Here is a 26,575-nt window from a genome sequence, read left to right on the forward strand (position 1 = left end):
GGTGCAGATGTTGGGGGATTGACCCTGTTTTTGAATGGCGTTATGATGAGTGAAGGAACCGTCCGGCTCTGTGGAGCCGGATTTTTTATTGCCTTGAGGCTAACTTTACGATAGAGGACGAACTGTCTGCGCGGCCCAATCTTAGGTTTAGCGCTTTGCACAGATTCATATAGATCGGTAATTTATAGGATAAGAAGAGGTGAAGTATGCTTCAAAAAGCTTCCTGGCGCGAGCAGTGGACGACTGATGTCCGCGCGAATGTGCTGGCGGGCATGACAGCGACACTGGCGCTAGTGCCGGATTCGCTCGCATTTTCCTTCATGGCGGGTGTTCCGCCGGTTGTCGGTATTTACGCGACGATTTGCATCCTGCTCGTCGTGACGTTTATGGGAGGCCGTCCCGGCATGGTATCCGCAGCAGCCGGCTCGATGGCCGTGCTGATGCTCTCGCTCGTACACGAGCACGGTATTCAGTATTTGTTTGCAGCTACGGTGTTAACGGGTGTTATCCAGTTCCTGATGGGCGTATTCAAGCTTGGCAAGCTTATGCGCTTCGTCCCGCAAGGGGTGCTGACCGGCTTTATTAATGCGCTGGCGATTATGATCTTTATGTCCCAGCTCCGGTATTTCCAAGGCGAATCCTGGCTCATGTACGCCTTGGTGGGTCTGACTCTTGCCATTATTTACTGGCTGCCGCGTTATTTCAAGGCGATTCCATCGCCGCTCGTTGCTGTAGCAGTTCTAAGCATAGCGGTATGGGCGCTTGGACTTGGCGATGTGACCCGCATCGGCGAGATTGCTGCAATTGACGCTTCGCTGCCGTCCTTTTTCCTCCCGGACATTCCTTTCAGCTGGGATACGCTTGCGATAATCGCTCCATATTCCTTGTCTCTGGCGGTTGTCGGCTATACGGAAACGATGCTGACGCATAATTTGCTTGATGAGATGACTGGAGAGCGGACCGATAAAAACCGGGAGATGCGCGGTCAAGGTATAGCCAATGTCGTGGCCGGCTTTTTCGGAGGGATGGCGGGCTGCGCGCTCGTCGCAGAGTCGGTGCTTAATGTGAAAATGGGCGGGAAACGCAGGCTGTCAACACTTGTCGCGGCGCTGTTCCTGCTGCTGCTGACCGTTCTGCTGGGCGATGTGCTGGCGATGATTCCGATGGCAGCGCTCGTGGGCATTATGCTGATGGTCTGTGTATCGATTTTCGACTGGTCATCGGTGTTCAAGATGAAGAAGCTTCCTGCGGGAGAGACGTTCATCATGCTGTCGACGGTTGCCGCCGTGCTGCTTACGCATGATTTGGCAATCGGGGTAGGCGTTGGAGTGCTGTTCAGCTTTATCGGCTTTGCGATCAAGGCGTCGAGAGTGCAGATCGACAGCGAGTGGGACGGAACGAGAAGAACGTACCGCGTTCACGGACAGCTGTTCTTCGCCTCCGCCTCCGAGCTGGAGGAGCAGATCGAAACGCAATGCGAGGCCGAGGAAATCCGCCTCGACCTCACGGGCACCAAAGTATGGGATCATACGGCAAACCTTGCCGTCAAACGAACGGTGGAGCGACTTAGAGACAACGGAAAGCAAGTTACCGTGCTTCACGCCTCCGCCGATCAGGCTGCGGTTTAACGCTGGCAGCTAATCGTCAGGTTGGCTTCCAGCTTGCCGCTAGGCTCAAGCATAACCAGCTCTTCCTGGCGGTTCAGCTCGCTGTTCATCGCCATCCACGGCTCTACGCATACGAATGGCTTGCCGTTAACCGACCATAGCACCACATATTTGAATACATCGCTGTAGGACAGGCGTACCGTTGCGCCGCCGGCTGCCGGGAAGGAGATTTCATTCTTTTTCGTATCGAGCAGCGTCACGGACTCTACAAGGCCTTCCAGGTCAAATACGCCTTCAAACGGCTTTTCTACCATATCGTTGTAATCCAGATAACGGGTTGCATCGGTATCGTAGGAAAGCTTTTTGCTGTCTACATTGAAATAAGGATGGAAGCCTGCGTAGAAAGGCATAGCCTGATCCGCAGTCAAGTTGCGGTATTGCTGGCGGGTATGCAGCTCGCCATCCTTCAGAGCGTAGGTGAATACGAGTTCAAAGTCGAACGGGAAGGATTGCTTGGTCGTCTCGTCGCTGCGCAGCTGCAGCGTGATGGAAGCCTCGCCGTCCGTATTCGTGCTGATGACTTCCCAAGCTGCTGTTCTCGCTACGCCGTGGTTCGCCATTTCGTAGGTTTGTCCGTTCCATGTATAAGAGCGGTTCTCCAGTTGGCCGCTAATGGGGAATAGAATAGGGTTCCCGCCGCGAATATTCGCCGTCTTGTTCTCGAATGTTTCCCGGTCCAGATAGAACAGCTCCAGTCCATGCAGCTGGCAGCCGATCACGATGCCGCCTCTCTCCGGGCAGACTTGAACGCGGGATTCCGTACCCGGCTCCGTTAACTCGTAAATCGTATACGTTTCCTCGCGGCTGGTGACTTGATATTGACTCATAATCGCTTGTAACCTCCAATATGTAGATCGTTCCTAATAAGCATCGTATTCAATCATAGCATAATAATCAAGCGTCCCGCATATGAGGGATAAAAAGAAGGCGAACGAGCTGATGACCAGCCGTTCGCCTTCTTTTTAAGTTATTATTTCGCTGCCGTTGCTGGCGCTTTTTCTTTTTCAAGGTTGTTTTCGATTTTAGCGCTGCTATGCAGCTCTTCCATCCAAGCACTCGAAAGCTCTTGAATTTTTTGATCGATCAGCTGCTTGCGGACATCTTCCTTCTTCTCTTCAAAAGTCGGGTTCGTCGCTGCTTTCACTTCCGTCTTTTTGATGATATGGAAGCCGGCCGACGTCTGAATGACATCGCTCAATTGATTGACATCAAGCGCAAATGCCGCTTTGTCAAACGCTTCGTCGCCCGAACCGCTGTTTTTGCTGATAAAACCAAGGTCGCCGCCGTTTGGACCGGATTGCGTATCTGTCGATTTCTCCGCTGCAAGCTTAGCGAAGTCGCCGCCGTCCTTCAACTGCTTCAAGACATCGGCTGCTTCTTCTTTCGTTCCAAGCATAATATGGGAAACGCGAATTTGCTCTGGTGTAGCATAAGAAGCTTTATTCTCGTCATAGAACTTCTTCACGTCTTCGTCCGTTACTTTTGTTTTCGGCTCCAGAATTTTGCGGATTTTGAGCTGCATACCCGCATCCTCGCGAAGATCTTCCATCGTCATGCCGTTTTGCGTCAGCGCAGAATTCAAAGCCTCTTCCGAGCCGAATTGCTTGATCAGCGAATCGATTTCGCCAGTGATGTCTTCGTCCGTGATCTTAACGCTTGCTTTGTCGGCCGCTTGGTCGATCAGTTCTTTCGTGATCAAGCCGTCCAGCGTAGAAGCGCCGCCTTGCGGAAGCAATGCATGATAAAGCTTGTCCTGTGTAATTTTAACGCCGTTAACCGTTGCGACCGCTTTGCCGCTTCCGGTGAACGGAGGTTTAATCAATACGATAACGAGCACAATGGCAAGCACGGCCGAGATAGCGATCCATGCTTTGCTTCCGCCGCTGGACTGGGCAGGGGCTTGTTCAACAGCCGGAACAGCGAGTGCGGATGCCGCTGCTTGCTCTCCTTCAACGTTATCGATTTCTTCGTTTACTTCGTCGCGAGCTGCCGCATTCTGATCCGATTCTTCTTGTTGAATCGTCTGTTCCTCAGTCGCTTCTGGCTGCTCTTCCGTCGCAGCATTTTTTTGCTCTTCGTCTCTAGGCTGCTGCGGATCTTTGTTTTCCATTTTTTATGAGCTCCCTTCAATAATACGGTGCTAATTTGCAATCTTCACCTACTATAACAAAACATTTTACAAAAAACCTTAATCTAAAATAAAAAAATGTTGCATCCTAGCCGATTTCGTATGATTGTATAAGTAGAGATATAGACGAAAATTAAATAAGCGCCCAGTGATTGCTGCTGGAGCGGAGGGGAAATATGTTCGCATTAACTGGAGATTATAACGGCTGGATCGTTGCATTGTCTTTTATCATTTCTATTCTGGCTTCGTATTCGTCTTTGAATTTGGTTTATAAAATATCCCACTCTCGCGGCAAAGCCCAGCAAGGATGGATGGCGGCCAGCGCTTTTGTTATGGGCAGCGGCATATGGACGATGCATTTCATCGGGATGATCGCTTTCCACGTCGGCGTGCCGATGAGCTATAATATACCGATTACGCTGGTCTCTATCGTGGCGGCGATTTTGGCGTCGTACTTTGCGTTTCTGTTCTCGCTGACGAAGAACAACAGCCGGTTGAGGCTGGCGTTAGGCGGAACCATTATGGGCGCGGGCATCGTCACGATGCATTATACCGGCATGGCGTCGATGGAGTCGCCAACGGTAACGATTACTTATAATTATTACTTGTGGGCGCTGTCTGCCGTTATTGCCGTACTGGTCGCTTGCGCCGCCCTGTACTTATTCCATAAATTCCGGAACTCATCCCGCGCCGGTCTGTCCAAATGGTCGGCAGCCGCGCTGATGGGCGTTGCGGTCTGCGGCATGCATTATACGGGAATGGCTGCGGCGTCTTTCTGGTGCGGCAGTCCTGAGATTGTCGTACAGTCAACGCCAGTCAATTTATTTCTGCTGCTTGGTGTGACCTTCACGACACTGGCGATTATGATCGTCACCTGGGGGGCTATACATTTCGACCGTACCGTGCTGGAGCGGATGGCCTACAGCGATTCGTTGACCGGCTTATCTAACCGGCATGCCTTAAGCCGTTATTTCGAGGATGAGTTAGAGAATGCCTCGTTTACGTTGTTTTTCCTCGATTTGGACCGTTTCAAAGTCATAAACGACACCTTGGGCCATGACATCGGCGATTTGCTGGTGCAAGAGGCCGCCTCACGACTTCAGACCTTCAACGACCAGCAATCGGAAATATTCCGCCTAGGCGGCGACGAGTTTCTGCTTATTATTAAAGGCATTGAAGCTGCTGAAGCCACCCGTGTTGCATCCGCTATATTGGAGCATATACGCAAGCCGTATTTTTTGGAGGGCAACGAGCTTTATATTACTGGCAGCATTGGTATCAGCAGTTCACCGGAGCATGGGACGGATCGTTCCAAGCTGCTGATCGCAGCCGATACTGCCATGTATCAAGCGAAACGGCAAGGGAAAAATCAATATTTTGTCTATAACATGGAATTGGACAGGATGGCTTCCCGCAGAATGGAACTGGAGAAGGATATGCAGCTTGCTCTGACGAAAGGGCAGTTCGTTAACTACTATCAGCCCAAATGGAATGCCGATACGAACTATCCGACCGGATTCGAAGCGCTGCTTCGCTGGAAGCATCCTGTTTACGGGACCATCTCGCCGGATGAATTTATTCCGATTGCCGAAGAGACGGGGATGATCGTCTCCATGACACGCTGGGTGCTGGAACAGGCATGCCGCGATTGCGTCCAATGGAATGAGCATGAGCCTGAGCCGCTCACGGTGTCAGTCAATCTTTCGGTTAAAGTGTTTGACAGTAAAAATCTGATGGATATGGTCCTGGTTGCGCTGGAGCGCTCTGCGCTTCCGGCTGAGCTGCTGGAGCTGGAGATCACGGAGACGATTGTCATGAACAATGTGATGGACGTCGTTAGTCAACTGAAGCCTCTGCAGGATATGGGGATTACGATATCGATGGATGACTTCGGTTCCGGCTATTCTTCATTAGGCAGTCTTGATCTCATCCCTTTCCATACGCTGAAGATCGATAAGCTGTTTATGCAGCAGAGTCATTCTCCAGCCAAGCGTGCTGTCGTCAATACGATCATTACGCTTGCCAATCAGCTTGATCTGCAAGTGGTGGCGGAAGGAGTAGAGACGGAGCAGCAGCTTGATTTCTTAAAGGCGTCCGGCTGTCAGGTGATGCAGGGCTTTTATTTCAGCAAGCCGATGCCAAGAGAGCAATTGGATGAATGGATGGCTGCACTGAATCGTGCTCAGATACAAGGGATCTCGTAATCATATTAAGGGGAGGTTTTGATTATGCGCGTCACCCCTCGGGTTTATGGCTGGTTTGCCTTGTCTATGGCATTGCCGCTGGCCATCTACATCGTTTTGCGGGGCACGTCTCCGCTGGATGCCGACATTCACTCTCCACACGGACACTTCTACATTGTCAGCATCGTTTCCCTGATCGCCTTAGTTGTTGCGGTAGCGATCGGGTTCGCCGCTATTCGGATCCGCAATTTGAAAATCAGCTTCCTGTCGCTCGCTTACGTCTCGCTTGCTACTTTGTTCACTGTGCACGGCATGTCAACGCCGGGCTTCCTGAACCATCATAGCAGCATATCCGGAACAGCTGCTCAGATTAGCATTCTGCTGGCGGTGCTCTGGCTGTGGCTATCCTCCATGTCCTCGGATCGTCTGGTCATCCGCTGGCTGTCCCGCTGGCAGCGCTGGCTCGTTCCGATATGGTCGGCTGCGCTTGTGGCGCTTTGTCTGCTCTTATGGTACGTGCCTCAAGTGACGGAATGGCTGCATTTGAAGGAAAATCCGATGCGCTGGATTGCTACGGGCGTCATAGTCGCCTTGAATCTATGGACGATGATGCGCTACTGGCAGACGTATGCTTCTTCCCGTTTTCCGCTGCAGCTTGCGATTGTGTACAGCGCTGGCTGGATGATTCTGGCGCAAATGATTATCGTCACCGGGGAATCGTGGAAGCTGAGCTGGTGGCTGTATCATATTTTGCTGCTGGCATCTGTTATCGGAATGTCGGCGGGCATTTTACTGCAATACAGAAGCACCGGTTCATTAACCTCCTCCATGCTGCTCTTGCTTCGCGGCAATCCGAGGGAATGGATTCAAGCCTACATGTCGCCGGCCATTAAGGAGCTTATCCGGGCGACGGAGAGCAGAGACGCTTACACAGCTGGCCATAATTACCGGGTTGCGATTTATGCCCTTAAGCTTGGAGAAGTGATGGGCTTATCCTCGAATCAGCTGCGGGCAATCGCCCAAGGGGGAATTGTTCATGATATCGGTAAGCTAAGCATTCCCGGCCATATTCTGAACAAGCCAGGCAAGCTTAATCGGGAGGAACGCGCCATTATCGAGGAGCATCCTCTGACGGGCTACCATTTATGCAGGAGGCTGGGTTTCATGAGTGAGGAGCTGGCGGTTATCCGCTCTCATCATGAGCGCTGGGACGGCAGCGGCTATCCAAGCGGCCTAAGCGGCAGCGGCATTCCGCTGCTCGCCAGAGTGATTGCGATTGCGGACGTCTATGATGCGCTCACATCTTCACGTTCCTATCGCCAGGCTTTGTCTCATGATGAAGCGATGGACCACATTCGCGGGGAAAGCGGCAAGCACTTCGATCCTTCCTGCGTCGAGGCTTTCGTAGCCCTTGCTGAGGAGCAGCGGGAGTTCTTCGATGAAACGATTCGATCTAGCCGGGAGTTTCAGTTAAAGTGGATTGACGGAGCAGCGCCGGCTTAACAGTTATAAAAGCTTTTTGGACGGGAATGGCATTGGCGTTTCAGCTCGGTTACAATAGAAGGGTAGTCTATACATAGGAGGATGAACATCGATGGCTTATTTACCGGAGCAAAACCGTTATGAACAAATGAAGTACAATCGGGCGGGACGCAGCGGCTTGAAGCTGCCGGCAGTATCGCTAGGCTTGTGGCATAATTTCGGAGGAAATGACCGGTTGGAGAATGGCAGAGCTATGGTTCGCCGGGCGTTCGATTTGGGCATCACTCATTTCGATCTGGCTAACAATTATGGACCGCCGCCAGGCTCAGCCGAAGAAATGTTCGGACAAATCTTGCATCAGGATCTCGCGGCTTACCGCGATGAGCTTATTATATCAACCAAAGCTGGCTACTACATGTGGGAGGGACCTTACGGCGAGTGGGGCTCCCGCAAGTATTTGGTCTCCAGCCTGGATCAGAGCCTAAAACGGATGGGACTGGAATATGTCGATATTTTCTACCATCACCGCCCAGATCCGGATACTCCGCTTGAAGAAACGATGGCTGCGCTGGATCATATCGTTCGGCAGGGCAAAGCGCTTTATGTCGGCCTCTCCAACTACAGCGCGGAGCAGACGGCCAAAGCGTCGGCGATCTTGAAGCAGCTTGGCACGCCTTGCCTCATTCACCAGCCGTCGTATTCAATGTTCAACCGCTGGATCGAGGACGGCTTGCAGGACGTGCTGGAGACGGACGGAATCGGCTCGATCGTATTCTCGCCTTTGGCTGGCGGACTGTTGACCAACCGTTACTTGAACGGTGTTCCGGCTGATTCCCGTGCAGGCGGCCCTAGCGTCTTCCTGAAATCGGATCAGATTACGGAAGAGAAACTGGCGAAAATCCGCAGTCTGAACGAACTGGCTTCTGAACGGGGGCAATCACTCGCTCAAATGGCGCTGGCATGGGTGCTTCGCGGCGGCAGAGTAACATCTGCACTGATTGGTGCCAGCCGTGTGGAACAAATCGATGATAATGTTGCGGCATTGAACCGGCTGGACTTCTCGGCTGAAGAGCTGCATGCCATTGAAGAAATTCTTGCAAAATAACAGTTTGGCGCTAAACGCTTGGATGGGGTAATTCCTATCCAGGCGTTTTTTTTCGCGATATCGCCATCCGGGAGTTTTGGACGGTATAATACAAGAAATGACATCGCTTGGAAGGGGCAAGCTTGTTTGAATAAAATGTCACTCAGAACCAAAGGGCTGCTGTTGATCGTACTGATCTCCATCATTCCATTATTGCTTGCAGGCGTCAGCAATTACATGACCGTACGTGAGCAAATGATCGATTCGGCGAAGGAGAAGACGATGAGCCGGCTGCAAAGCGGGGCGAGCCAGCTGGCTTCTTGGCTTGCCATCCGGCGGGCCGAGGTGCTTGTCATGAGCCGGACGGATGTAGTCCGCTTCGGAACGGACGAGGAGCGGCTGCGCTATTTCAACCGCGAGCTTGTGCGTTCCGGATTTACCTACCATGCAATCGGATTTGTTCATCCGAACGGGTTTGCGATCCGGACGAACGGACCAACGATCCCGATGGGCGGCCAGTCCTTTTTCCTGGATGCGATCGAAGGCAAAGTAACGATTACCGATCCGATGATTCCTTTTTTTGAGAAGGACAAGCAGTCGTTTATCGTCGTTCCGGTGTATGGCGATCAGAACAAGATTATCGGTGTCGTCTATGCATCGATGCAGCTCTCCGTGCTCGAGCCCTATCTCCGTCTAGAGAAACAGGAGACGGGGGTATTCCGGATGTTCAACCGTGAAGGTGAAATGATCTATTCGGCTGTTCCCGAGGAAGAACTGAATGAAACCATCGGCTTCAAGGAGGCCATGGAGGCGAAGACCAAGGCGGGTGCGGGAGCCGCTCAGGAGGAGCAGTCGGGCACCTTTAAGCAGAAAAGGGGAACGCATAAGCACATCGTCTTCTATGAGAAGGTGGATGCGGTGACCGGCTGGCGGTTCTCGCTGGAAATGCCGTACACCAGCCTGAACGAAGGGCTGAACCGGGTGTTTCTGCAGACGTTCGCAACGATTGCGTTGGCGGAAATTGTCGTCGTCATTTTGTTTTTTATCTTTTTTGCTACGATTGTCCGCCGTCTCGAGGGCATCCTTGCCGTAACGGAGCAAGCGGCGGACGGCAGGTTCGACGCCGAGCATCTGAACGAACTGCCTAGCGATGAGGTGGGCAAGCTGGCAGCATCGGTTAATGGCATGATGGTGCATTTGAAGGATATGTTCGAGCAGCTTGGCGCAATTATTAACCAGAACCAGTATGCGTTTATCGTGCTGGATGAGCATTACCGCATTTCCTACATGAATACGGCAGCCGAGCATTTAATCGGCTATAAACTGGAAGAGGTGCGCGGTCATGCGACACCGCTGCTGTTCATCGACCCGGAGGAGATTCGAGAGGAAGCGGAGCTGTTGTCCGAGCGCCTGGGAAGAACGATAGCTCCAGGTCTGGAGCTGTTCCATGAGCTGAGGCTGGAAAATTTCTCTTACGAGCGGGAATGGACGTTCATACATAGAAGCGGCGCTAGAATTCCGGTTCGCCACAGCAGCAACGGCCTGCGTGACCATAACGGGAAATTTACCGGCACCGTGGGCATGGCCTACGACATTTCTGAGCATTTGCAGATGGAAAAAATGCAGAACCGGCTTCTCGACATCGTTGGCTCCGCGCAGGACTTGATAGCCTCTGTCGATCATAGAGGACGCATTATCTATATGAATACGGCAGGCAAGGAAATGCTGGCGCTGGATGCTTCAGCGAAATATACGACCTTGAAGCGCCATATGGAGCCGCTGGTGTACAAAGAGCTGATCAACGGCGCTAGAGTAGCGGAACGTCAGGGCTTCTGGGAGGGCAACGCGGAGCTGATTACCTGCGAGGGCAAAAAAATATTTGTCTCCATGGTCGTCGTTGCGCATGCCAACAGCCGTACGGGTGAATTGTTCTACTCCTGTATCGCTCGTGATGTATCTGAGCAGCAGCGTATTCAGGAGGAGCTGATCCGGGCTACGCAAGAAGCCGAAGAAGCGAATACCGCAAAGAGCAGCTTCCTGGCGCTGATGAGCCATGAGATCCGTACGCCGCTCAATGGCATTATCGGGCTGGCGCAGTTGATGCGCCGAACGGGGCTGTCCGCCTCGCAGAAGGATTATATGGACAAGATCAATACGTCGTCCGACACCTTGCTGCGCATTATTAACGACATCCTTGATTTCTCTAAAATCGAAGCGGGCAAGGTCGAGCCGGAACGGCTGGCGTTTAAGCCGGAGGAGCTGCTTCACCGGCTGGCTGATCAGCTCAGCATCTTTATGGGCGGCAAAGAGCAGTTTGAATTTATACTGGATTCGCCGAAGGAGCTGCCGGTGACGCTTGTTGGCGATCCGCTGCGCTTGGAGCAAATTTTGCTTAACCTGTGCATGAATGCCATCAAGTTTACGTCACAAGGCAGAGTGATGCTGAGGCTGACGGTCCTGGATCAGCAGCAGGACAGCCTGAAGCTGCGCTTCATGGTCGAGGATACGGGCATCGGCATGTCGCAGGAGCAGGTGGACAAGCTGTTCGTGCCGTTTACTCAAGCTGACAGCTCCACGACCCGTAAGTTTGGCGGCACCGGTCTTGGTCTTGTCATCTCGAATGCTTTTGTCGAGATGATGGGCGGCAAGCTGCAGGTGGAGAGCGAGCTTGGCTCCGGTAGCCGCTTCCAATTCGAGCTTCGATTTGCGCTGCTGCCGAACTCTGCGCCTGTCAATTATTCCATTGAAGGGGCAGACCGGCAGCCGCCGATCTGGGTCGTTGAGGATAATGATGAAATGCGGCTCCACTGGTATAAGGTGGTCGATTCGTTTGGGTTGACTCCGGTGCCGTTCTATTCCTGGAAATCGGCCAGGGCGCGTTTGAAGCGGGTGAAGGCGGCGGCGGAGAGGCCGAAGCTCATTATGCTCGATATGGAGATGCCGGATATGTACGGCGCGGAGACGTGGCTGGCCTTCCACAAGGAAGCGGAGGCGGCTGGCGTTCAGACTGCCGTATTTACGACCTCCTTCGGAAGGGATGAGCTCCTTCAGATGCCGGAATCGGAACGGCCGTCAGCGCTGCTGACGAAGCCGGTCACCCGGCAGGCGATGTATACGGCGCTTAGCCGGCTGTTGATTGATTCTCCTGGTGCAGAGAAGAGGAAGTTTGCGGACCGGGAACTGAAAGAAGCCGCCGTACAGGCTGCGGCTTCCATGGTGGGGGCGGCAAGCGGCGTTCGTATTTTGCTGGCGGAGGATAACGCCATTAATCAGATGGTGGCCCAGGAAATGCTTAAGGCTTACGGATTTGAGGTTGGCGTTGCCGAGAACGGCAAAGAAGCGCTGCAGATGCTGGAGCAGGAAGAATGGCAGCTCATCCTGATGGATATTCATATGCCGGAGATGGATGGAATGGAAGCGACGCGGATTATTCGCGACAATATTCTTTACCGGCACATCCCGATTATCGCAGTGACTGCCAACACGCTGCGTTCCGATCATGAGACGTATATGCGGCTAGGCATGAATGGTGTCGTCACGAAGCCTATTAACGCAGAGCAGCTGTATTCCGCGATTGCCTTGTCGCTTCATCTGCCGCTTGCCGGCTCTCTGCCTGACAAGCTGCCGGGGGCTCCAGCATTGGCGGAGCATAACATACCGGCTGTCGAAGGAATTGATCTGGAGGCGGCGCTTGCGCGGGTGAACGGCAAGCAAATGATTTTGCTGCATATGCTGGATCAGTTCGAAGCGGATTACTCTGATTTTATGGACAAGCTTGAGGCGAATCTGCAAAGTGGACAGTTCGGAACAGTTAAGCGGATGCTGCATACGTTGAAGGGCGCGTCGAGCCATTTGTCGGCTCATGCGATCGCTTGCGAGGCTGGGGCGCTCGAGGCGGTTGTCAAACGAGAGGAGTTTGATGAGCCAAGCTGGCAGGAAGCTGCCGGGCGGCTTCGGCAGCGGCTCGATGAAACGATGCTGTCATTGAAAAACAGAATGTAGCAAACAATTCGTTTGCTAGTTCGACAAATATTCCTAACAATTTTCTAACAAACGATTGTCCCTCTGGGAGCGATATTGTATATTATGGATATAATATCGAATTCGACAGAAATCTCCAATCCCAATGAGGGGTGGCGCCAGTGTATAAAGTTTTAGTCATAGAAGATGACGTCATGATGAGTGATATGCTGTCTATGTATTTGTCGGAGGAAGGCTACTTGGTGAAGCAAGCAGGACTTGCAGAGGAAGGGCTGCGGACGGCGAATGAATTTGAGCCCGATATCGTGCTGCTGGATTTAATGCTGCCGGATCGGGACGGCATGGAAGTGTGCAGTACGCTCAGAGAGCGGTCTCATGTACCGATTATGATCTTGTCTATGAAGAGTGAAGTGTCAGAACGCGTGCTGGCCTTGAAGGCCGGAGCGGATGACTATATGTGCAAACCGTTTAGTATGCATGAGATGACGGCAAGGGTGGAGGCGTTAATCCGCCGTTCCAACATTGCCGCTCCGGAGCCAGAGGCCGAAGCAGAAGCAGAAGCGGAGGAGGCTCTTCCAGCGTTGAACGGCTTGCCGATTCAACTGGATTTGGAACGCCGTTTGCTGCTCGTAAGGGGCAAGCTGGTGGAGACCACTTTTTCCGAGTACGAGATGATGAAGCTGTTTCTTGCCCATCCGGGCAAAGTATTCAGCCGCGAGGAGCTCATCAATGCGATAAGGGGATTCGATTCCTTTGTCACGGACCGGGCAATTGACGTTCATATCGTAAATTTACGGAAAAAGATCGAGCATAATCCGAAGGAGCCCCGTTTGATCCGTACTGTCTGGGGATTCGGCTATAAGTACACGGCTGACTATTCGGAAGCTGGAAGAAACGCAGGAGTCGCTGATTAGACAGGCATTCATTGTGACGAAGGAAGGCCGCCTTGCTTGCGCAGGGCGGTCTTCTTTATTTATGTTAGGCGGAAGTTGCTCCTATCAGCATCTTGACAGTTGAATCTAACATTCTTCTAAACAACCATCCTAAATTTTTCTAATACTTATATGGGATGATAGCACTAATTATTGAGGGTAAAGGATGGTGTCAAACAGGTGCAAGCAGTCATCGAAACTCCGGCCCGTGCGCAAGCGTTCGCCCAGTTGGAACTGGCGCTTTATCAGGCCCGCGCATCCGGAAAACGGCTCGTTGTTGCTGTCATTCATCTGGATTGGTTTTATCGCATAAATGAGACAAAGGGTATGGCATACGGAAGCGAAATGATTCGGGCGGTCGCAGAGCGGCTGGCCGCTGGAGGACAAAGGGCAGCCGGGACCAGCCCGGAGCAAGGGGCGCAGGCTGCCGGTTTAGCGGCCGATCGCAGGCAGAAGGAGGAGGCCTCCTCACGTTCGGGCAGTGGAATTACAGCAGTACGCGAGGCTGATAGCCAACATGCGGCATCGCATCTTTCATGGGGAGCTGTGCGGGGTGCCGAAATGCTGGCTTGCCAGATCGGCGAGAACGATTTTCTGCTTGCTCAAGAGCTGGACCGCAACCAGCCGGATGGCGGTCTCGCGGTCGAGGCCATGAAGTATGCCGTGGAGTCGGCATGCGAGCTTGAAGGTGTAGAGTCCCGGCTTACAGCAAGCGTCGGAGCGAGCATTTATCCTAATGACGGCAGAACGAGCGAGCAGCTGCTCAGCCGGGCAGAGACGGCTCTGTCTAGAGCAAAAGCGCAGGGCTGGGGCAAAATTTGCTTCTATTCTCTCGAAGATACGGAGCGGCTGAATCGCTGGGTCGCCATTGAAGCGTCTATGCGAACCGCGCTTTATGAGCGGCAATTTACGATAAGCTGCCAGCCGATCTACCGCATCTCGGACGGCAAGCTGAGAGGTTTCGAAGCGCTGCTGCGTTGGAATCATCCGGAGCTTGGCAGTGTATCGCCTTCTGAATTTCTTCCCGTGGCGGAGCAGAATGGGTGGATCGTGCCGATTGGAGAGTGGGTGCTGCGGGAAGCATGCCAGATGCTCTCCAGCATGCAAATTTACGGGTTGGAGCAGCTGATCGTTACGGTAAATGTCAGCCCGCTGCAGCTAAAGGATCCTGCTTTCCCGAGTATGGTAGCGAATGTGCTCAATGACACGGGTTTAAGTCCGGCATGTCTGGAGCTGGAGATCAAAGAAGATAAGCAAAACCCAAGCGATCAGCCGCTGGAAGTGCTGACGCAGCTGCGTGCTCAGGGTGTGCGTCTCGTTATCGATGAGTTCGGCACTGGCAGCTTCTCATTGGCTAGTCTGAAGCAACTGCCCATTAACGGCTTGAAAATAAGCCCGGCTTTTACACAGCATATCGACATGCCTTCAGCCGAACGCCATATCGTAGAGATGGTCATTGCACTTGCACATAAGCTGGGGCTGGAGATAACCGCCAGCGGCGTTGAATATATCGAGCAATACCGGCTGCTCCAGGAATGGGGCTGCGACTATGTGCAGGGCTTTATGCTCGGCAAGCCAATGAAGCCGGATGAACTGGATTTATCCTCGCTTAGACAATCATAAGGTGACGGTGGGTCATGATGGATGAGCGGGCCACCGCTTGGGGAGGCTGCCGGGGAAGATTCGGCGGCCTCTTTTTTTGAGATGCATCAAGCTGCGGGGCTCGCTGCGCGGTTTTGTTCATGCCGCCGTTCTTGATTCCATTAGGCCCTCTTAGTTTCTCTTGATTCGGAGTCTACGTTGGAAAATTCCAACGTAGAAGCGGGAAAGCAGCGAAAAAAATGCTCTACGTTGGATATTTCCAACGTAGGGGTGAAAAAGCAGTCAAAAAGGTGCTCTACATTGGAAAAATCCAACGTAGAGGCGGGTAATACAGAGGAAAAGGAGTCCTACGTTGGAAATATCCAACGTAGGGGTGGAAAAACAGTCAAAAAGGTGCTCTACATTGGAAAAATCCAATGTAGAGGCGGGTAATACAGCGGAAAAGGAGTCCTACGTTGGATATATCCAACGTAGGGGTGGAAAAACAGTCAAAAAGGTGCTCTACATTGGAAAAATCCAATGTAGAGGCCTCGAATTAGCAGAGTGCAGGCCTTATATTGGAGAAAGTGAAGGCTGATCGGCTAAAAAGCTTTGAAAAGGCGAAAAGGCCGATTTTCAAAAATGTACTTTTGTACTTTTTTAGCAGTTTAGGGTCTTTTGCAACCCCTCAAAATGCATATTTGCATTTTGTTCCTCCTAGAATGGTGTAGTTTGATGTAGAGCGTAGTGGAGTGGAAGCAACTGGCTATCTAGCTATGAGCGGAGGCGATCAGTTCGCAGGGTTTTGGCATCAGGTGGGCTATCGTCCCACGTTCACTGGGAAGTTTGCTGTTTTTCGACTATTAACCGGAACAGCAGAAAACGCCAGAACGATAACAAATGGGGCTGATGCCGCCCTTATTGCTCTCGTTCTGGCGCTTTTCAAATTGCTTGTTGAAAACCGATTTAACTGACTTCCAAATAAAGCTTAGTACCATCATTGTATTGGAAAATGGCTACGTCTCTGACGACATCCACTTTTGAAATACGTTTCCACTTTTTGCGAAAATCGAAATTATACTCCATCTCTTTTAACTTATGATGAAGTTGTTCAACAGATGTAGTGGGTTCATTAGGAAAAAACACAGGAACGGATCGATTTTTGAAGGTTATGATTTTCATCATGACCGGTTGCACCTCCGATCGTTTTTTTCCATTTTACCGTTAAATATTTAGTAGGTTATGAAACGCCCGTAAGAATAATGTTTTGTTTGCTAACGAATTTCTAACAAGTTCGAATAATCAATAGCAGCGATCAATACTAAGTGTAGCGGATAGAAGCTTCGCCATATTACCCGAGGCACCCGTATACGGTCGACCGTTTTCAAAAAGACGGGCATATATACGAGCAGCAGCGTAGCTAATACGCTAAAAAGCTGAACCGTCCACCCCTTGTAAAACATAAAAACCAAATTAAGCGCAAAATGCAGAGGAGCCATCCAGCCAGCAGGCAAATAACGATAAATGATAATGAGTACAGGAAGATAAGCTCCATAGCTGACAGGTACCAACTCGACTAGAAGAACTGTGGCTGCAGCGAGAGCGAATTGCAGAGCATGCCTGTCTCTCAGCTTGTCCAGCGACCATAACATTAGCAAGCAGATGAACAAGGTGCCAACCGTATTGATCTCCAGTGTTCGAAAAGTTAAGGAGTACGGAATTTGAGAAATGGCTGCAATGGCAAACATTCGCCACATGTAAAGATTCACGCTGCGTGTGCGCAAATAGCCGATTACAAGCGCATAGGCGTATAGCGGCAATGCCAATCTTCCGATCACGCGCCATGTCGTGTCGTCCGGGAACCAGACAACGCCGATATGATCAAGCAGCATCGTAACCATTGCAATAAACTGCACGGCTTCACCTCATCCATACGGGGATGCGGCTATTATAGCATACGGGACAGACCGCGCCGAGCGGCAATTGCATGGCTTAAAGCCTGATAGGAATCTGGGCATTTGCTTTGTTTTTCTTGCGTACTGTGTGTGTTCACCATGCTCTGTGCACTAGCTGACTTTACTTGCTTAGGGGATGCTTATTCTTTACGTCACGAATGGTTCTCTCATAAAATATGAGCAGGAGCTCGAACCTATGCCGCGGCGCGCAAATAAGGAGCAAGCCGGGACAGACGCGGTGACATAAAACCGTCACAAAGTCGGCGGACAAAAGCACCCAGCCAATACTTGACTAATCACTTAAAAATACGTATTATATAAAAATCATGCTGATGTAGCTCAGGGGTAGAGCAACGCACTCGTAATGCGTAGGTCGGGGGTTCAATTCCCTTCATCAGCATATTTATTAAATAACCGCGCGGGTTCCGTTTGAAACGGAATTCGCGCTTTTTTTTGTTTTTATCCGCGTTTATCTGCCCTCACGGGTTTAATTTCGTGCAAGAAGGACCCATCGAAATGGGTCCTTTCGTTACAGGTGTATTGGTTCATTTAAGCTGCATATGCAGTCGTATATGCGATAGCGCCATGGATATTAGTAGCCTTTAGGGCCAACTCCAAGGCCGCCGACGTTGCCATACCCAGGGCCGTAGCCACCGCCAAAGCCGCCTACAAAACCACAGCTACAAGCAATAATCACGAGCAGGATGAACAATACAAGGATTACGCCAGTGCTGTGAAAAGCACCACCAACGAAACCGGACATTCAATGCACCTCCTTTACGTGTTAAGCACTCTGTAAGTTATGTACGAAACGGGGCAAGTGATTGGGTGTTTGTACGCAAGACAAAAAATCCGCGGCAACTATCACGCTGCCTAACCATCAGGAAGGCAGCACAACGTTTGCGAATGGACAGTATTCCGCCAAAAGTAACATTATCGCTCTCATGCATACACCGGGCATCGGCGACGTGACCCGCGTACTGCGAACCTGCTTCGCACAACAGCAAATCCCAGTTTGTTGCACGCATTCCGAATTGCGTCTGCTAAAACTTTAGCGAACCGACTTAGCTTAATAGCGAATCAAAATTCGCTGCGTGTGTTCCGAGTTGCGTCTACTGATGCTTTAACTAATCTGCTTCGCAAAACAGTGAATCCAAGTTCGCTACGCGCGTTCCGAGTTGCGTCTGCTGATACTTTAGCGAACCTGATTCGCAAAATAGCGAATCTAATTTCGCTGCACACGGACAGAAATACGGCCACTTCGGCTACAGCGAACTAAACTTCGTTTTTGGAGAACCTAGGTTCTCCGTTTGCGAATGTCTCTTCGCTAATGCTCGATCTCGCCCGGAATACTAGCTTTTTGGGCAGGAACAACGAATCGGCCTTCGCAAAATAACGAATCGGGTTCGTTATGCACGATGCGAATGACGTCTGCTGAGCTTTAGTGAACCGACTTAGCAAAATAGCGAATCCAAGTTCGCTGCATGCGTTCCGAGTTACGTCTGCTGATGCTTTAACTAATCTGCTTCGCAAAACAGAGAATCCAAGTTCGTTGTACGTGTTCCGAATGACGTCTGCTGATACTTTAGCGAACCTGCTTCGCAAAACAGCGAATCTAATTTCGCTGCACACGGACCGAAATACGGCCATTTCCGCTACAGCGAATTAAACTTCGTTTTTGGAGAACCTAGGTTCTCCGTTAGCGAAATTCTCTTCGCTAATGCTCGATCTCGCCCAGAATACTCGCTTTTTGGGCAGGAACAGCGAATCGGTCTTCGCAAAATAGCGAATCGGGTTCGTTACGCACGATGCGAACGTCTGCTGATGTTCTAGCGAATCGGGTTCGTTGCTGCTGAGCAGTGCAAGGTGTTTAGAAGCAGACAGTGCTGATGTGAGGTGAGGGTGAGCGGAGTGGTTCGAGTTCATGATGATTTTTTGAAGATTCTATTCATTTTTATCATCAATCATAGAGATGGAGGAAATGGAATCAAGAATAGCAGCATGAACCGAAACGCGCAGCGACCCCGGTGCATAGCACATGAAAACTCCGCCCTGCATGACCGAAACGCGCAGCAACCCCAGTGCATAGCACATGAAAACTCCGCCCTGCATGACCGAAACGTCAGAGCGTATAGAAAAAGCGGCCCCAAACGGAGCCGCTCTCTCATTTACTTAATAACCCCGCAAGCGATCCGGTTGCCGGAATTGCCGGAAGGGTCAGTTTTATAGTCGTCGGCTTTCTCATGAATCATGAGCGCTGTGCCGCCTTCTTTCAATAAGGAGTTGGCCGCGTTTTTCGCCAAGGTGGCGTTTTTCGTGACGATTTCGGTTCCGACCTTGCCGTTGGCATCGACTTTAATGTTCGGCAGGTCGCCGTCATGGAACCCTTTCGGATTGTCGAAGCCATGTTCTTTATTTGTTGGATTAAAGTGAGGGCCAGCCGATTCAAAAGTTGGGCCTTCACATTTGCCGACGTTGTGGAAGTGAATGCCATGCTCGCCCTCCGGCAAGCCGCTTGCCTGCAGCAGAATGTGCAGCCCGTCGTTTTTCTCCTGAAGCAGCGCTGCGCCGATTGGCTCGCCTTTGCTGTTAACAATCGATACTTTTACTTCAGCCGCTGCTGCTGGCGGATTAGGGTTGGCGGGGGTTGGTTTCGGTTTGTCGGCCGCTGCTGTTCCTGCCAATGCTCCGTTCAACAAAGCACCAGCTGCGAGCAGGCTGATCATTCCGTAAGCTAGTTGTTTTCTCATCGGTTATTAGAGCCTCCTGTCTGTTGTCACCTTAGCTTTTGCCAACTTTATGAAAAACATACAAACGAATATGCTCGCTACCCATTGCAACCAACACGCCTGAATGGCCGGCACTTTGTGTGCGGCTGTACCCCGTGATTGCCGTGCCGCCTACACTTCCCAAACCTCGTTTGCATAAACTGTGGCATCTACCATAGGCGAAAATAGTGTATGGAGGCGAGTATAAATGCCGGTAATTCCGAATTTTCCAAGAGATTGGCTGCAAGAGCATCAGATTTGGCATCATCAGCATCACGTTACACCGGGAACGATTCCGCCCCGGGGCTTTGGGGAGCAGTTTCTGCGCTTTCACCGTTATTTCATAAACAAAGTGTATGGGTGGTATCAGAATCAGGGCTACGATATGCGCTATATCGCAGGATGGACGGAAGTGCCGTCTGCCATTCGAAACGCGCCTTGCTATAATCGGGCTGCAGAAGCGCGGATAATCAACAATCCCCGTTCGTTTGCCACATTGGATGAGCTTGGGCGTTTTATCGAATCAAGCGGCATTCACGGCTGCATTCACGCAACCGCGGCGCGAATCAATAATCAGCCTGAAATCGATAATTTTGATCTCGCTCCCCGCCAGACGGTGTTCTACAACATCCATGGCATGATCGACCAGTGGTATCGCAATTGGGAGATGGTTTCAGGTATGCAGGGACGCGGCGGAAAAGCTGTAATCAAGTCGGAGGAGCCTGAGTCTGCAAAAAAAGACGGCCCGAAGGCCGTCAATGTTACGTACAAGCGCGGAGCGCGCGCATTATTTCGGCGTATCCCTCGCGGGGCACGAATTCGGCGGAACGGACGGTTCGCTGTGCCGTCTGCTGAAGGCCGCCCGATAAAGAGCCGGCAACCTCGACGCCTTCGGCGTTCAATTCCGGCAGCTCTCCGTCGAACAGCCGGATCAGTTCTTCAAGGTCGGCTTCATAGACGCCGGCAACCTCTTCAGCTTGGAGCGTTAGCGAGGTCAGCGGCAAGTCGCATACGCAGCCGAAAACATCACTGACTTCACGGTCGATAAAAGGTACGCCATTCACTTCGCCGTCTGCTTCTTCCCGAAGTTGGCCTATCGGAATCAATTCCTCAAAGGCGACGGAAATGCCGATCTCCTCTTCGATCTCGCGTACCGCATCGCGCATCGTTTCGCCGGCCGACAAATGGCCGGCGACGGTGATGTCGTAATGTCCCGGATGGGTGTCCTTGCCCGCCTGACGCAGCTGGAAGCGGACAAATCGCCTATCTCCTTCCCTGCGGGTCAGCCAGCAATGGAAGGAACGGTGCCAGTACCCGCGAGCATGAGTCTCTGAGCGGGTAGCCGTGCCGATGGGGTTCAAATGCTCGTCATAAATATCGAATAATTCCTCTGCCATCATCTGCTCCGCTATACGCTTGCGCCGGCTGCCGGCACTTCAAGCTGCGATGTGCAATGCTTGCAGCGCGTCGCCTTAATCGGCACTTGGGACAAGCAGTAAGGGCACTCTTTCTCCGTAGGAGCCGCTTCGGCATCTTCCTGAGCAGGCTTAAGCCGGCGCAGTACGTTAATGAATTTTACAAGGAAGAAAATACATACAGATACGATAAAGAAGTCCAGCAGTACGTTGATGAACTGACCGTAAGCGATGACGGGGATGCCGTTGTCGGTCATGTACTTAAGGGAATGAAGCTGATCTTTGGCAGCTCCAAGCCGCTCTGCCTTTTCCGGATCCAGATTAATAAACAATCCTTTAAAATCCGCGCCCCCAAGAATCCGTCCAATTGGCGGCATAATGATATCATTTACGAGTGACGTAACGATTTTACCGAAGGCAGCACCGATAATGACACCGACGGCCAGATCGATTACGTTGCCTTTGACGGCGAACTCCTTAAATTCCTGAATGATCTTCATAGTACGATCGCTCTCCTTTAAATCTAGTATACCCAATTTATTCGTAAACTACTCTATCATTTTAGTCGATTTCCGCTAGATTCGGAAGTACAGACCATTTGATATAATACGCATTAATTTTGTTTTTTCTTCCAAAAAAGTCGACAGGATTTTTTTCAGCATTGTCGAATTTTCTAGTGACAGCCACAATAATGGAAGACAAGGGAGCCGTATGAATCACGATCCTACGATAGGTAAATTCTATTACATGCTATTATCGCTGCTCATCGTTGTATTTGCTTGCTATACAATGTTCAGCATGGTGGGGCAGCCGCGTACGAAGCAGAGATTTTCGCTGAAAAACTGGATTGTTGGCGGATCTCTGGTGCTTGGTCTCGGACTCTGGACGATGCATGTCGTATCAATGCTGGGCTCTGATTACCTTATCGTATTGGATATGAAAATGCTGTATGCGCTCGTAGGCTGTTCTGCGCTTACTTATTTCGGCATTATGAATTTATGGTCGAAATGCGCGCTTAATGTCCGGCTCTTAACGAGCAGTATTTTTATATCGGTGGGAGCTGCTGCATTGCATTACGTGACGATGCTCTCCGGCGAGATACGGGACTGTGAAGTTGACTATCCGCTCATGATTCTCTCCTTTGTTATTATTTATTTTGGCACGTTTTTTTCACTCTATCTATTTATGCTTAAACGGCAAACCTATAAAATGATCAGCAGCGTTGTGCTTGGCGCTTCGGCAATGGCGATGCATCAAGTCGGTTTGATCGCTTTGAAAATCGAGCATGCCGAAATAGTTACAACCGACCGCTTGAACAACTACTTGCTGCTGCTCGCTTTTTTGCTAGGTATCGCAACGCTTCTGATCTTCAGCTTCACCTTCACAACCTGGTATGCGGCGCGCAAGTACAACGTAATGAATGCGCAATACAAGATGCTGGTGGAGAACTCGCTTGATATGATCGCTATGATCAAAAACAATAAATGGACCTTTATTAATAAGGCCGGTCTGCGTATGTTTGAAGTGAAGCAGGCAGATGAAATGATTGGCAAGTCGGTCCGGCAATTGCTTCATGTGAAGCATCACGAGCAGCTCAACCGCTGGCTTCATGAGGAAAGCGAGCCTAATGACGCTCAGCAAAAGCCGATGGAGCTGGAGTGGCAGACTGTGAAAGGAACCCGGCTCTATACGGAAGTTGTACGATCCAGCATGAGCCTGTCGGGGGAGCCGATCGTTCAAGTCATTATTCGAGATATATCCGAACGGAAGAAAAACGAAGAGCTGCTCATCAACTCCGAGAAGCTCTATATCGCTGGCCAGCTTGCTGCAGGAATCGCGCATGAAATCCGCAATCCTCTCACCTCGTTGAAGGGTTTTTTGCAGTTGATCACGACCGGACGGGCTGATAACCGGAACTACTACGACATTATGAAATCGGAGCTTGTACGAATCGAGTCGATCGTGAGCGAGCTATTGATGCTGTCCAAGCCTCAAGTGTATGATCTCGCTGAACAGGATGTCCGCAAAATGCTGTCCGAGACCGTAGTATTGCTGGAGACCGAAGCGATTCTGCACAATATTGAAATGGTGCTGCAGATGGATCAACAGCCGCTCTGGATCATGGGTGTGGAAAATCAAATTAAGCAAGTGTTTATTAACGTTATAAAAAATGCAATTGAAGTGATGCCTCACGGAGGCAAGATTACGATTGTAGCCGGTTTGGAGGAGGGGCGTACCGTAACGGTCTCGATTCAGGATGAGGGGCCGGGGATGGAGAAGGAGCAGCTGTCGAAGATTGGCCAGCCCTTTTACACGACCAAAGAGAAAGGAACGGGTCTTGGCATGATGGTAACCTACAAAATCGTAGACAACCATCACGGTCAAATTAACGCCTACAGCCAGACTGGAGAAGGAACAACCTTTTATATTCGTTTTCCAAGCTCCCGGACGCAGCCGATTTTGCCTGCAATTTCATAGCGCAAGATGAAGCATTAGCACAGACAAGACTGCGGCGCTTAAATGTGGCATAATAAGAAGCACAATCAATGGCTGGTAGAGGAGAAGGACGTATGACGATTGGAGCGCGGGTGCTGAAGACAGGAATGGCTGTTGCACTGGCGATATATTTAAGCAGTTTCTTTGGTTTTCCATCGCCGCTTATTACGGCGGTCGCTGCCATATTGACGATTCAGCCGTCGATATACCGTTCATGGCAGCAGGTGCTGGACCAGTTCCAGACCAACATACTCGGGGCCGCGATGGCGCTCGGTGCGATGCAGCTTTTCGGCCAGACGCCGATAGCTGTGGGACTTGTATGTATACTTGTTATTTTAGTCAGCATACGGCTGAAGATGGAGACGACGATTGGCGTTACGCTCGTCACCGTTGTAGCCATTATGGAGGCGCATGGGCAAAATATTACCGTTGCGCTGGACCGTTTCCTAATGGTATTAACCGGTATTGGAGCGGCATTCACGGTCAACGTACTGGTTTTTCCGCCGCGGCCAAGAAAGCAGTTTACGGAGCAGGTGCATCATGCGTATGGCCAGCTGTCGCTGCTGCTTCGCACAGCAATCTCCAACGAGATGAAGGAGCAAGTGTACCGTAAAGAGAAGGAAGCATTGCATGCTACCCTGCGCAAGCTGGAGGACCGGTATACGCTGTTTGAGGAGGAGCGGAAGGTACTGGCTCGTACGAAAAAAAGCCATGCCCGCCAGCTGCTCGTATCCAAGCAGATGATCAAGACGCTGCAAAAAGGCTCCGAGCTGCTTGATGTTGTGGAGGAGCACTATTTCGCATCGCCTGGTGCTGAGCAATGGGCGAAGCAATTTGACCGTCAGATCGAGGATCTGACCAAATATCATGAATCGATTCTGCTCAAATTCGAGAATAAAATGAAGCCTCATGCTGACATTGAGCCAGAAGAGGATCGTGAATTTAAGCTGGTTAACGAGCTGACCGATTATTTGCGGGAAGATCCGGACGAGCATAAGCGTCTCGTCTTCGTAGCATCCGGGCTGTTCGAATACGCTTATCATTTGCGCCGGCTTGAGAAGCTGGTCGATCAGGTGCAGCAGCGGGGAGCGGCTGAGGAAAGCAGGCAGGAGAAGGAAGCGCCGGCTGAGAGCTTGGACTTAGCGGACAAGCCGGGCAAGGGATAGCAGGTTGAGCGTTAACACGCGTACCGCTGCGCTGGCCGCTTATAGCTAGTAAAGGCTCGAAGGCGAAAGATGATCTGCTGCTGGACAAGTTGTCAGGTATGTAAATATGGGTTGTGTCTAAAAAAGGAAGCGGGCTGTCCCTGTTTGGTTGATGTTCAACCAGATAGGAGACAGCCCGTTTTATTGTTTAATTTTCTGTCTTATTGCTGCCTTTATGGCGGCGGGGATGCTGCATATGAGCCTCAGGATCGTTGTCGTCGTCCTTCGGAATAAGCCGTGGATCGGTCCGTCCTTCGTGGTGATTGTCGAAATCGAGCTCGACAAGCTCCCATTCCGTCGAACCCAGTTGAGGGTCCTTCGGAAATACGTCGCCGCGCTCGAGCTTTTCGACGCGGCCCCACTCGTTTTCGTAGACGCCGTCTACGTCGACATTTTCGCCAGAGATGGGATCCATATCGTTTTGCCTGTTGTCATTGTCATGCTCGTTCATCGTACTCGTCCTTCCGTTTGCTTATTGTCCGTGCTTCGTTACCGCTGCTGCGTCGGCCTCGGACTGCAGCTCGCTTGCCTTCTGCTTCCCTGTACCGGTGCGATCGGCTTTCGACTGGGCTTTAGCTGCCGCGATTTGCTTATGGGATGGCTGTTCGCCTGACAATTGCGTCTCCTCCTTTCGGCTGAGGATGCTCCAACAGTTTGCCACAAAAGGAAGAATTGTATGAGCGCGAAGGGAAGGCTGAAATGGTTGGTTGGTGTATGAGCAGGGTGAGGTGAGGAGGAGATGCATATAGGAACGTGAGAGAATTGATGTAGAAATCGGATAAAAATGATGTAGAAGCGGAGCAGAGACGGTAAAGAAGCAGTATGAAGCGGTATGAAATCTGCGGACAGAGGATGAACGGTATGATGCCAGAGCAGTTTTTTGTGCGCGGGAGGTAGTTAAGACCCTGAGAGGGTCTTAACGGGCCATAAAGTAAGGGCGAAAGAGCGCATAAGGCCCTGAAAGGCCTTTAAGGTCCGAAACGCAGGAAGGAAAAGGCCGTTTATAACCTGGCGGTAAGGTGATAAGACCCTGCGAGGGTCTTAACGAGCAACAAAGTAAAGGTGAAAGAGCGAATAAAGCCCTGAAAGGCCTTTAAGGTCCGAAACGCAGCCAGGAAAAGGCAGTTTATGGCCGGACGGGAAAGCGTTAAGACCCTGCGAGGGTCTTAACGAGCCACAAAGCAAGGGCGAAAGAGCGAATAAGGCCCTGAAAGGCCTTTAAGGTCGGAAACGCAGCAAGAAAAAGGCGATTTCCGGCCTGACGGGAAAGCGTTAACGCCTTGCGAGGGTCTTAATCAACCATAAGGCACCCAATATAAGTGTGGTTAAGGCTTTTTGAGGGTCTTAAGTGAGGCGCGTGGTGCGCGGACACATCCAATTAGAGTAAGCGCAGCCCGCAGGACGGGCAGTCGGCGTTCTGCTCCGTGACGGTCTCGCCGCAGGCGGGGCAAAGCTCCGTGAAAGGCTGCGCTGATGTGGCCGAGGCAGCCGCGGCCGCTTCGGCATTGCCAGGCTGCTCGCCAGCGCCCGGGCGAAGGAAGGCAGGAGTGCCGAACAGCGACTCCACCATTTCCTTCCACTCCTTGTATTTGTCCGAATCGTCCGTGGAGATGCGGATAAAAAAGAACATAGCGCCGAGCAGCAGCGCCGCGAGGAGCAAAACGATTAACGTGGCGCCAATATTGAACATAGCTGCTT

The 26,575-nt window shown here is 51.3% G+C and carries 21 protein-coding genes and 1 tRNA gene; 11 read left to right on the top strand and 11 right to left on the bottom strand.

Translation table 11 applies throughout. From position 1 onward, the window contains the following. The first annotated feature begins 206 nt into the window (after positions 1 to 206). A complete protein-coding gene (locus tag ACFVVF_RS20505; RefSeq protein WP_387813704.1) occupies positions 207 to 1,628 on the top strand; it encodes a SulP family inorganic anion transporter in 1,422 nt (473 codons plus the stop codon). On the opposite strand, the gene ACFVVF_RS20510 is transcribed toward ACFVVF_RS20505, so the two are convergent. Next, on the bottom strand, positions 1,625 to 2,494 hold the full coding sequence (locus ACFVVF_RS20510; RefSeq protein ID WP_387813706.1) for an aldose epimerase family protein: 870 nt from the start codon (positions 2,492 to 2,494) through the stop codon (positions 1,625 to 1,627). The genes ACFVVF_RS20505 and ACFVVF_RS20510 overlap by 4 nt on opposite strands. A gap of 143 nt (positions 2,495 to 2,637) precedes the next feature. Then, entirely contained in the window at positions 2,638 to 3,777 is a 1,140-nt protein-coding gene (locus ACFVVF_RS20515) for a peptidyl-prolyl cis-trans isomerase (protein WP_387813708.1), read from the bottom strand. Positions 3,778 to 3,971: 194 nt separating this feature from the next. Between ACFVVF_RS20515 and ACFVVF_RS20520 the strand changes: the two genes are divergently transcribed. From ACFVVF_RS20520 to ACFVVF_RS20550, 7 genes are all read left to right on the top strand, one after another. Then, positions 3,972 to 5,999 carry a bifunctional diguanylate cyclase/phosphodiesterase gene (locus tag ACFVVF_RS20520; RefSeq protein ID WP_387813709.1) on the top strand — a complete coding sequence of 676 codons (2,028 nt, stop codon included), beginning with the start codon at positions 3,972 to 3,974 and terminating at the stop codon, positions 5,997 to 5,999. A gap of 24 nt (positions 6,000 to 6,023) precedes the next feature. Continuing rightward, complete coding sequence (locus ACFVVF_RS20525; RefSeq protein WP_387813711.1) at positions 6,024 to 7,481, top strand: HD-GYP domain-containing protein; 1,458 nt, start codon at positions 6,024 to 6,026, stop codon at positions 7,479 to 7,481. 91 nt (positions 7,482 to 7,572) lie between these two features. Next, positions 7,573 to 8,565: an L-glyceraldehyde 3-phosphate reductase gene (mgrA, locus tag ACFVVF_RS20530; RefSeq protein WP_387813713.1), complete on the top strand. Its 993-nt coding sequence runs from the start codon at positions 7,573 to 7,575 to the stop codon at positions 8,563 to 8,565. Between the two features lie 135 nt (positions 8,566 to 8,700). Continuing rightward, on the top strand, positions 8,701 to 12,546 hold the full coding sequence (locus ACFVVF_RS20535; RefSeq protein ID WP_387813715.1) for a response regulator: 3,846 nt from the start codon (positions 8,701 to 8,703) through the stop codon (positions 12,544 to 12,546). 140 nt (positions 12,547 to 12,686) lie between these two features. Then, on the top strand, positions 12,687 to 13,439 hold the full coding sequence (locus ACFVVF_RS20540; RefSeq protein WP_387813717.1) for a response regulator transcription factor: 753 nt from the start codon (positions 12,687 to 12,689) through the stop codon (positions 13,437 to 13,439). A 198-nt stretch (positions 13,440 to 13,637) separates the two neighbouring features. Next, positions 13,638 to 15,080 (top strand): putative bifunctional diguanylate cyclase/phosphodiesterase, encoded by a 1,443-nt coding sequence (locus ACFVVF_RS20545; RefSeq protein ID WP_387813719.1) that lies wholly within the window; start codon positions 13,638 to 13,640, stop codon positions 15,078 to 15,080. A gap of 734 nt (positions 15,081 to 15,814) precedes the next feature. Beyond that, the gene (locus tag ACFVVF_RS20550) at positions 15,815 to 16,012 is read left to right on the top strand and encodes a hypothetical protein (RefSeq protein WP_387813720.1); all 198 of its coding nucleotides are present in this window, start codon (positions 15,815 to 15,817) and stop codon (positions 16,010 to 16,012) included. On the opposite strand, the gene ACFVVF_RS20555 is transcribed toward ACFVVF_RS20550, so the two are convergent. Together ACFVVF_RS20555 and ACFVVF_RS20560 are read right to left on the bottom strand one after the other, a co-directional pair. Beyond that, positions 16,005 to 16,223 carry a hypothetical protein gene (locus ACFVVF_RS20555; protein ID WP_042168206.1) on the bottom strand — a complete coding sequence of 73 codons (219 nt, stop codon included), beginning with the start codon at positions 16,221 to 16,223 and terminating at the stop codon, positions 16,005 to 16,007. The genes ACFVVF_RS20550 and ACFVVF_RS20555 overlap by 8 nt on opposite strands. An 89-nt stretch (positions 16,224 to 16,312) precedes the next feature. Then, positions 16,313 to 16,954: a TraX family protein gene (locus tag ACFVVF_RS20560; protein WP_387813722.1), complete on the bottom strand. Its 642-nt coding sequence runs from the start codon at positions 16,952 to 16,954 to the stop codon at positions 16,313 to 16,315. Positions 16,955 to 17,321: 367 nt separating this feature from the next. On the opposite strand from ACFVVF_RS20560, the gene ACFVVF_RS20565 reads away from it, so the two are divergent. Beyond that, positions 17,322 to 17,393: transfer RNA gene (locus tag ACFVVF_RS20565), tRNA-Thr, on the top strand. Between the two features lie 192 nt (positions 17,394 to 17,585). Here the strand turns inward: ACFVVF_RS20565 and ACFVVF_RS20570 are convergent. The 4 genes from ACFVVF_RS20570 to mscL all read right to left on the bottom strand — a co-directional run bounded on the left by ACFVVF_RS20570 (position 17,586) and on the right by mscL (position 21,676). Beyond that, positions 17,586 to 17,756 (bottom strand): hypothetical protein, encoded by a 171-nt coding sequence (locus ACFVVF_RS20570; protein WP_387813724.1) that lies wholly within the window; start codon positions 17,754 to 17,756, stop codon positions 17,586 to 17,588. A 1,405-nt stretch (positions 17,757 to 19,161) separates the two neighbouring features. Then, positions 19,162 to 19,743, bottom strand: a complete 582-nt coding sequence (locus ACFVVF_RS20575) for a superoxide dismutase family protein (protein ID WP_387813726.1) — start codon at positions 19,741 to 19,743, stop codon at positions 19,162 to 19,164. 779 nt (positions 19,744 to 20,522) lie between these two features. Continuing rightward, positions 20,523 to 21,158, bottom strand: a complete 636-nt coding sequence (locus ACFVVF_RS20580; protein ID WP_387814296.1) for an NUDIX hydrolase — start codon at positions 21,156 to 21,158, stop codon at positions 20,523 to 20,525. Between the two features lie 11 nt (positions 21,159 to 21,169). Further along, the gene (gene mscL, locus ACFVVF_RS20585; protein ID WP_387813728.1) at positions 21,170 to 21,676 is read right to left on the bottom strand and encodes a large conductance mechanosensitive channel protein MscL; all 507 of its coding nucleotides are present in this window, start codon (positions 21,674 to 21,676) and stop codon (positions 21,170 to 21,172) included. Between the two features lie 211 nt (positions 21,677 to 21,887). Between mscL and ACFVVF_RS20590 the strand changes: the two genes are divergently transcribed. Both ACFVVF_RS20590 and ACFVVF_RS20595 read left to right on the top strand, forming a co-directional pair. Next, positions 21,888 to 23,654, top strand: a complete 1,767-nt coding sequence (locus ACFVVF_RS20590) for an ATP-binding protein (protein ID WP_387813730.1) — start codon at positions 21,888 to 21,890, stop codon at positions 23,652 to 23,654. 92 nt (positions 23,655 to 23,746) lie between these two features. Continuing rightward, a complete protein-coding gene (locus ACFVVF_RS20595; protein ID WP_387813732.1) occupies positions 23,747 to 24,838 on the top strand; it encodes an FUSC family protein in 1,092 nt (363 codons plus the stop codon). 187 nt (positions 24,839 to 25,025) lie between these two features. On the opposite strand, the gene ACFVVF_RS20600 is transcribed toward ACFVVF_RS20595, so the two are convergent. The 3 genes from ACFVVF_RS20600 to ACFVVF_RS20610 all read right to left on the bottom strand — a co-directional run bounded on the left by ACFVVF_RS20600 (position 25,026) and on the right by ACFVVF_RS20610 (position 26,567). Then, entirely contained in the window at positions 25,026 to 25,328 is a 303-nt protein-coding gene (locus ACFVVF_RS20600) for a transposase (RefSeq protein WP_387813734.1), read from the bottom strand. A 21-nt stretch (positions 25,329 to 25,349) separates the two neighbouring features. After that, entirely contained in the window at positions 25,350 to 25,493 is a 144-nt protein-coding gene (locus ACFVVF_RS20605) for a hypothetical protein (RefSeq protein ID WP_387813736.1), read from the bottom strand. Between the two features lie 762 nt (positions 25,494 to 26,255). Continuing rightward, a complete protein-coding gene (locus tag ACFVVF_RS20610) occupies positions 26,256 to 26,567 on the bottom strand; it encodes a hypothetical protein (RefSeq protein WP_387813737.1) in 312 nt (103 codons plus the stop codon). Between the last annotated feature and the right edge of the window lie 8 nt (positions 26,568 to 26,575).

The sequence above is a fragment of the Paenibacillus sp. NPDC058174 genome (assembly GCF_042883865.1).
GTDB lineage: Bacteria > Bacillota > Bacilli > Paenibacillales > Paenibacillaceae > Pristimantibacillus.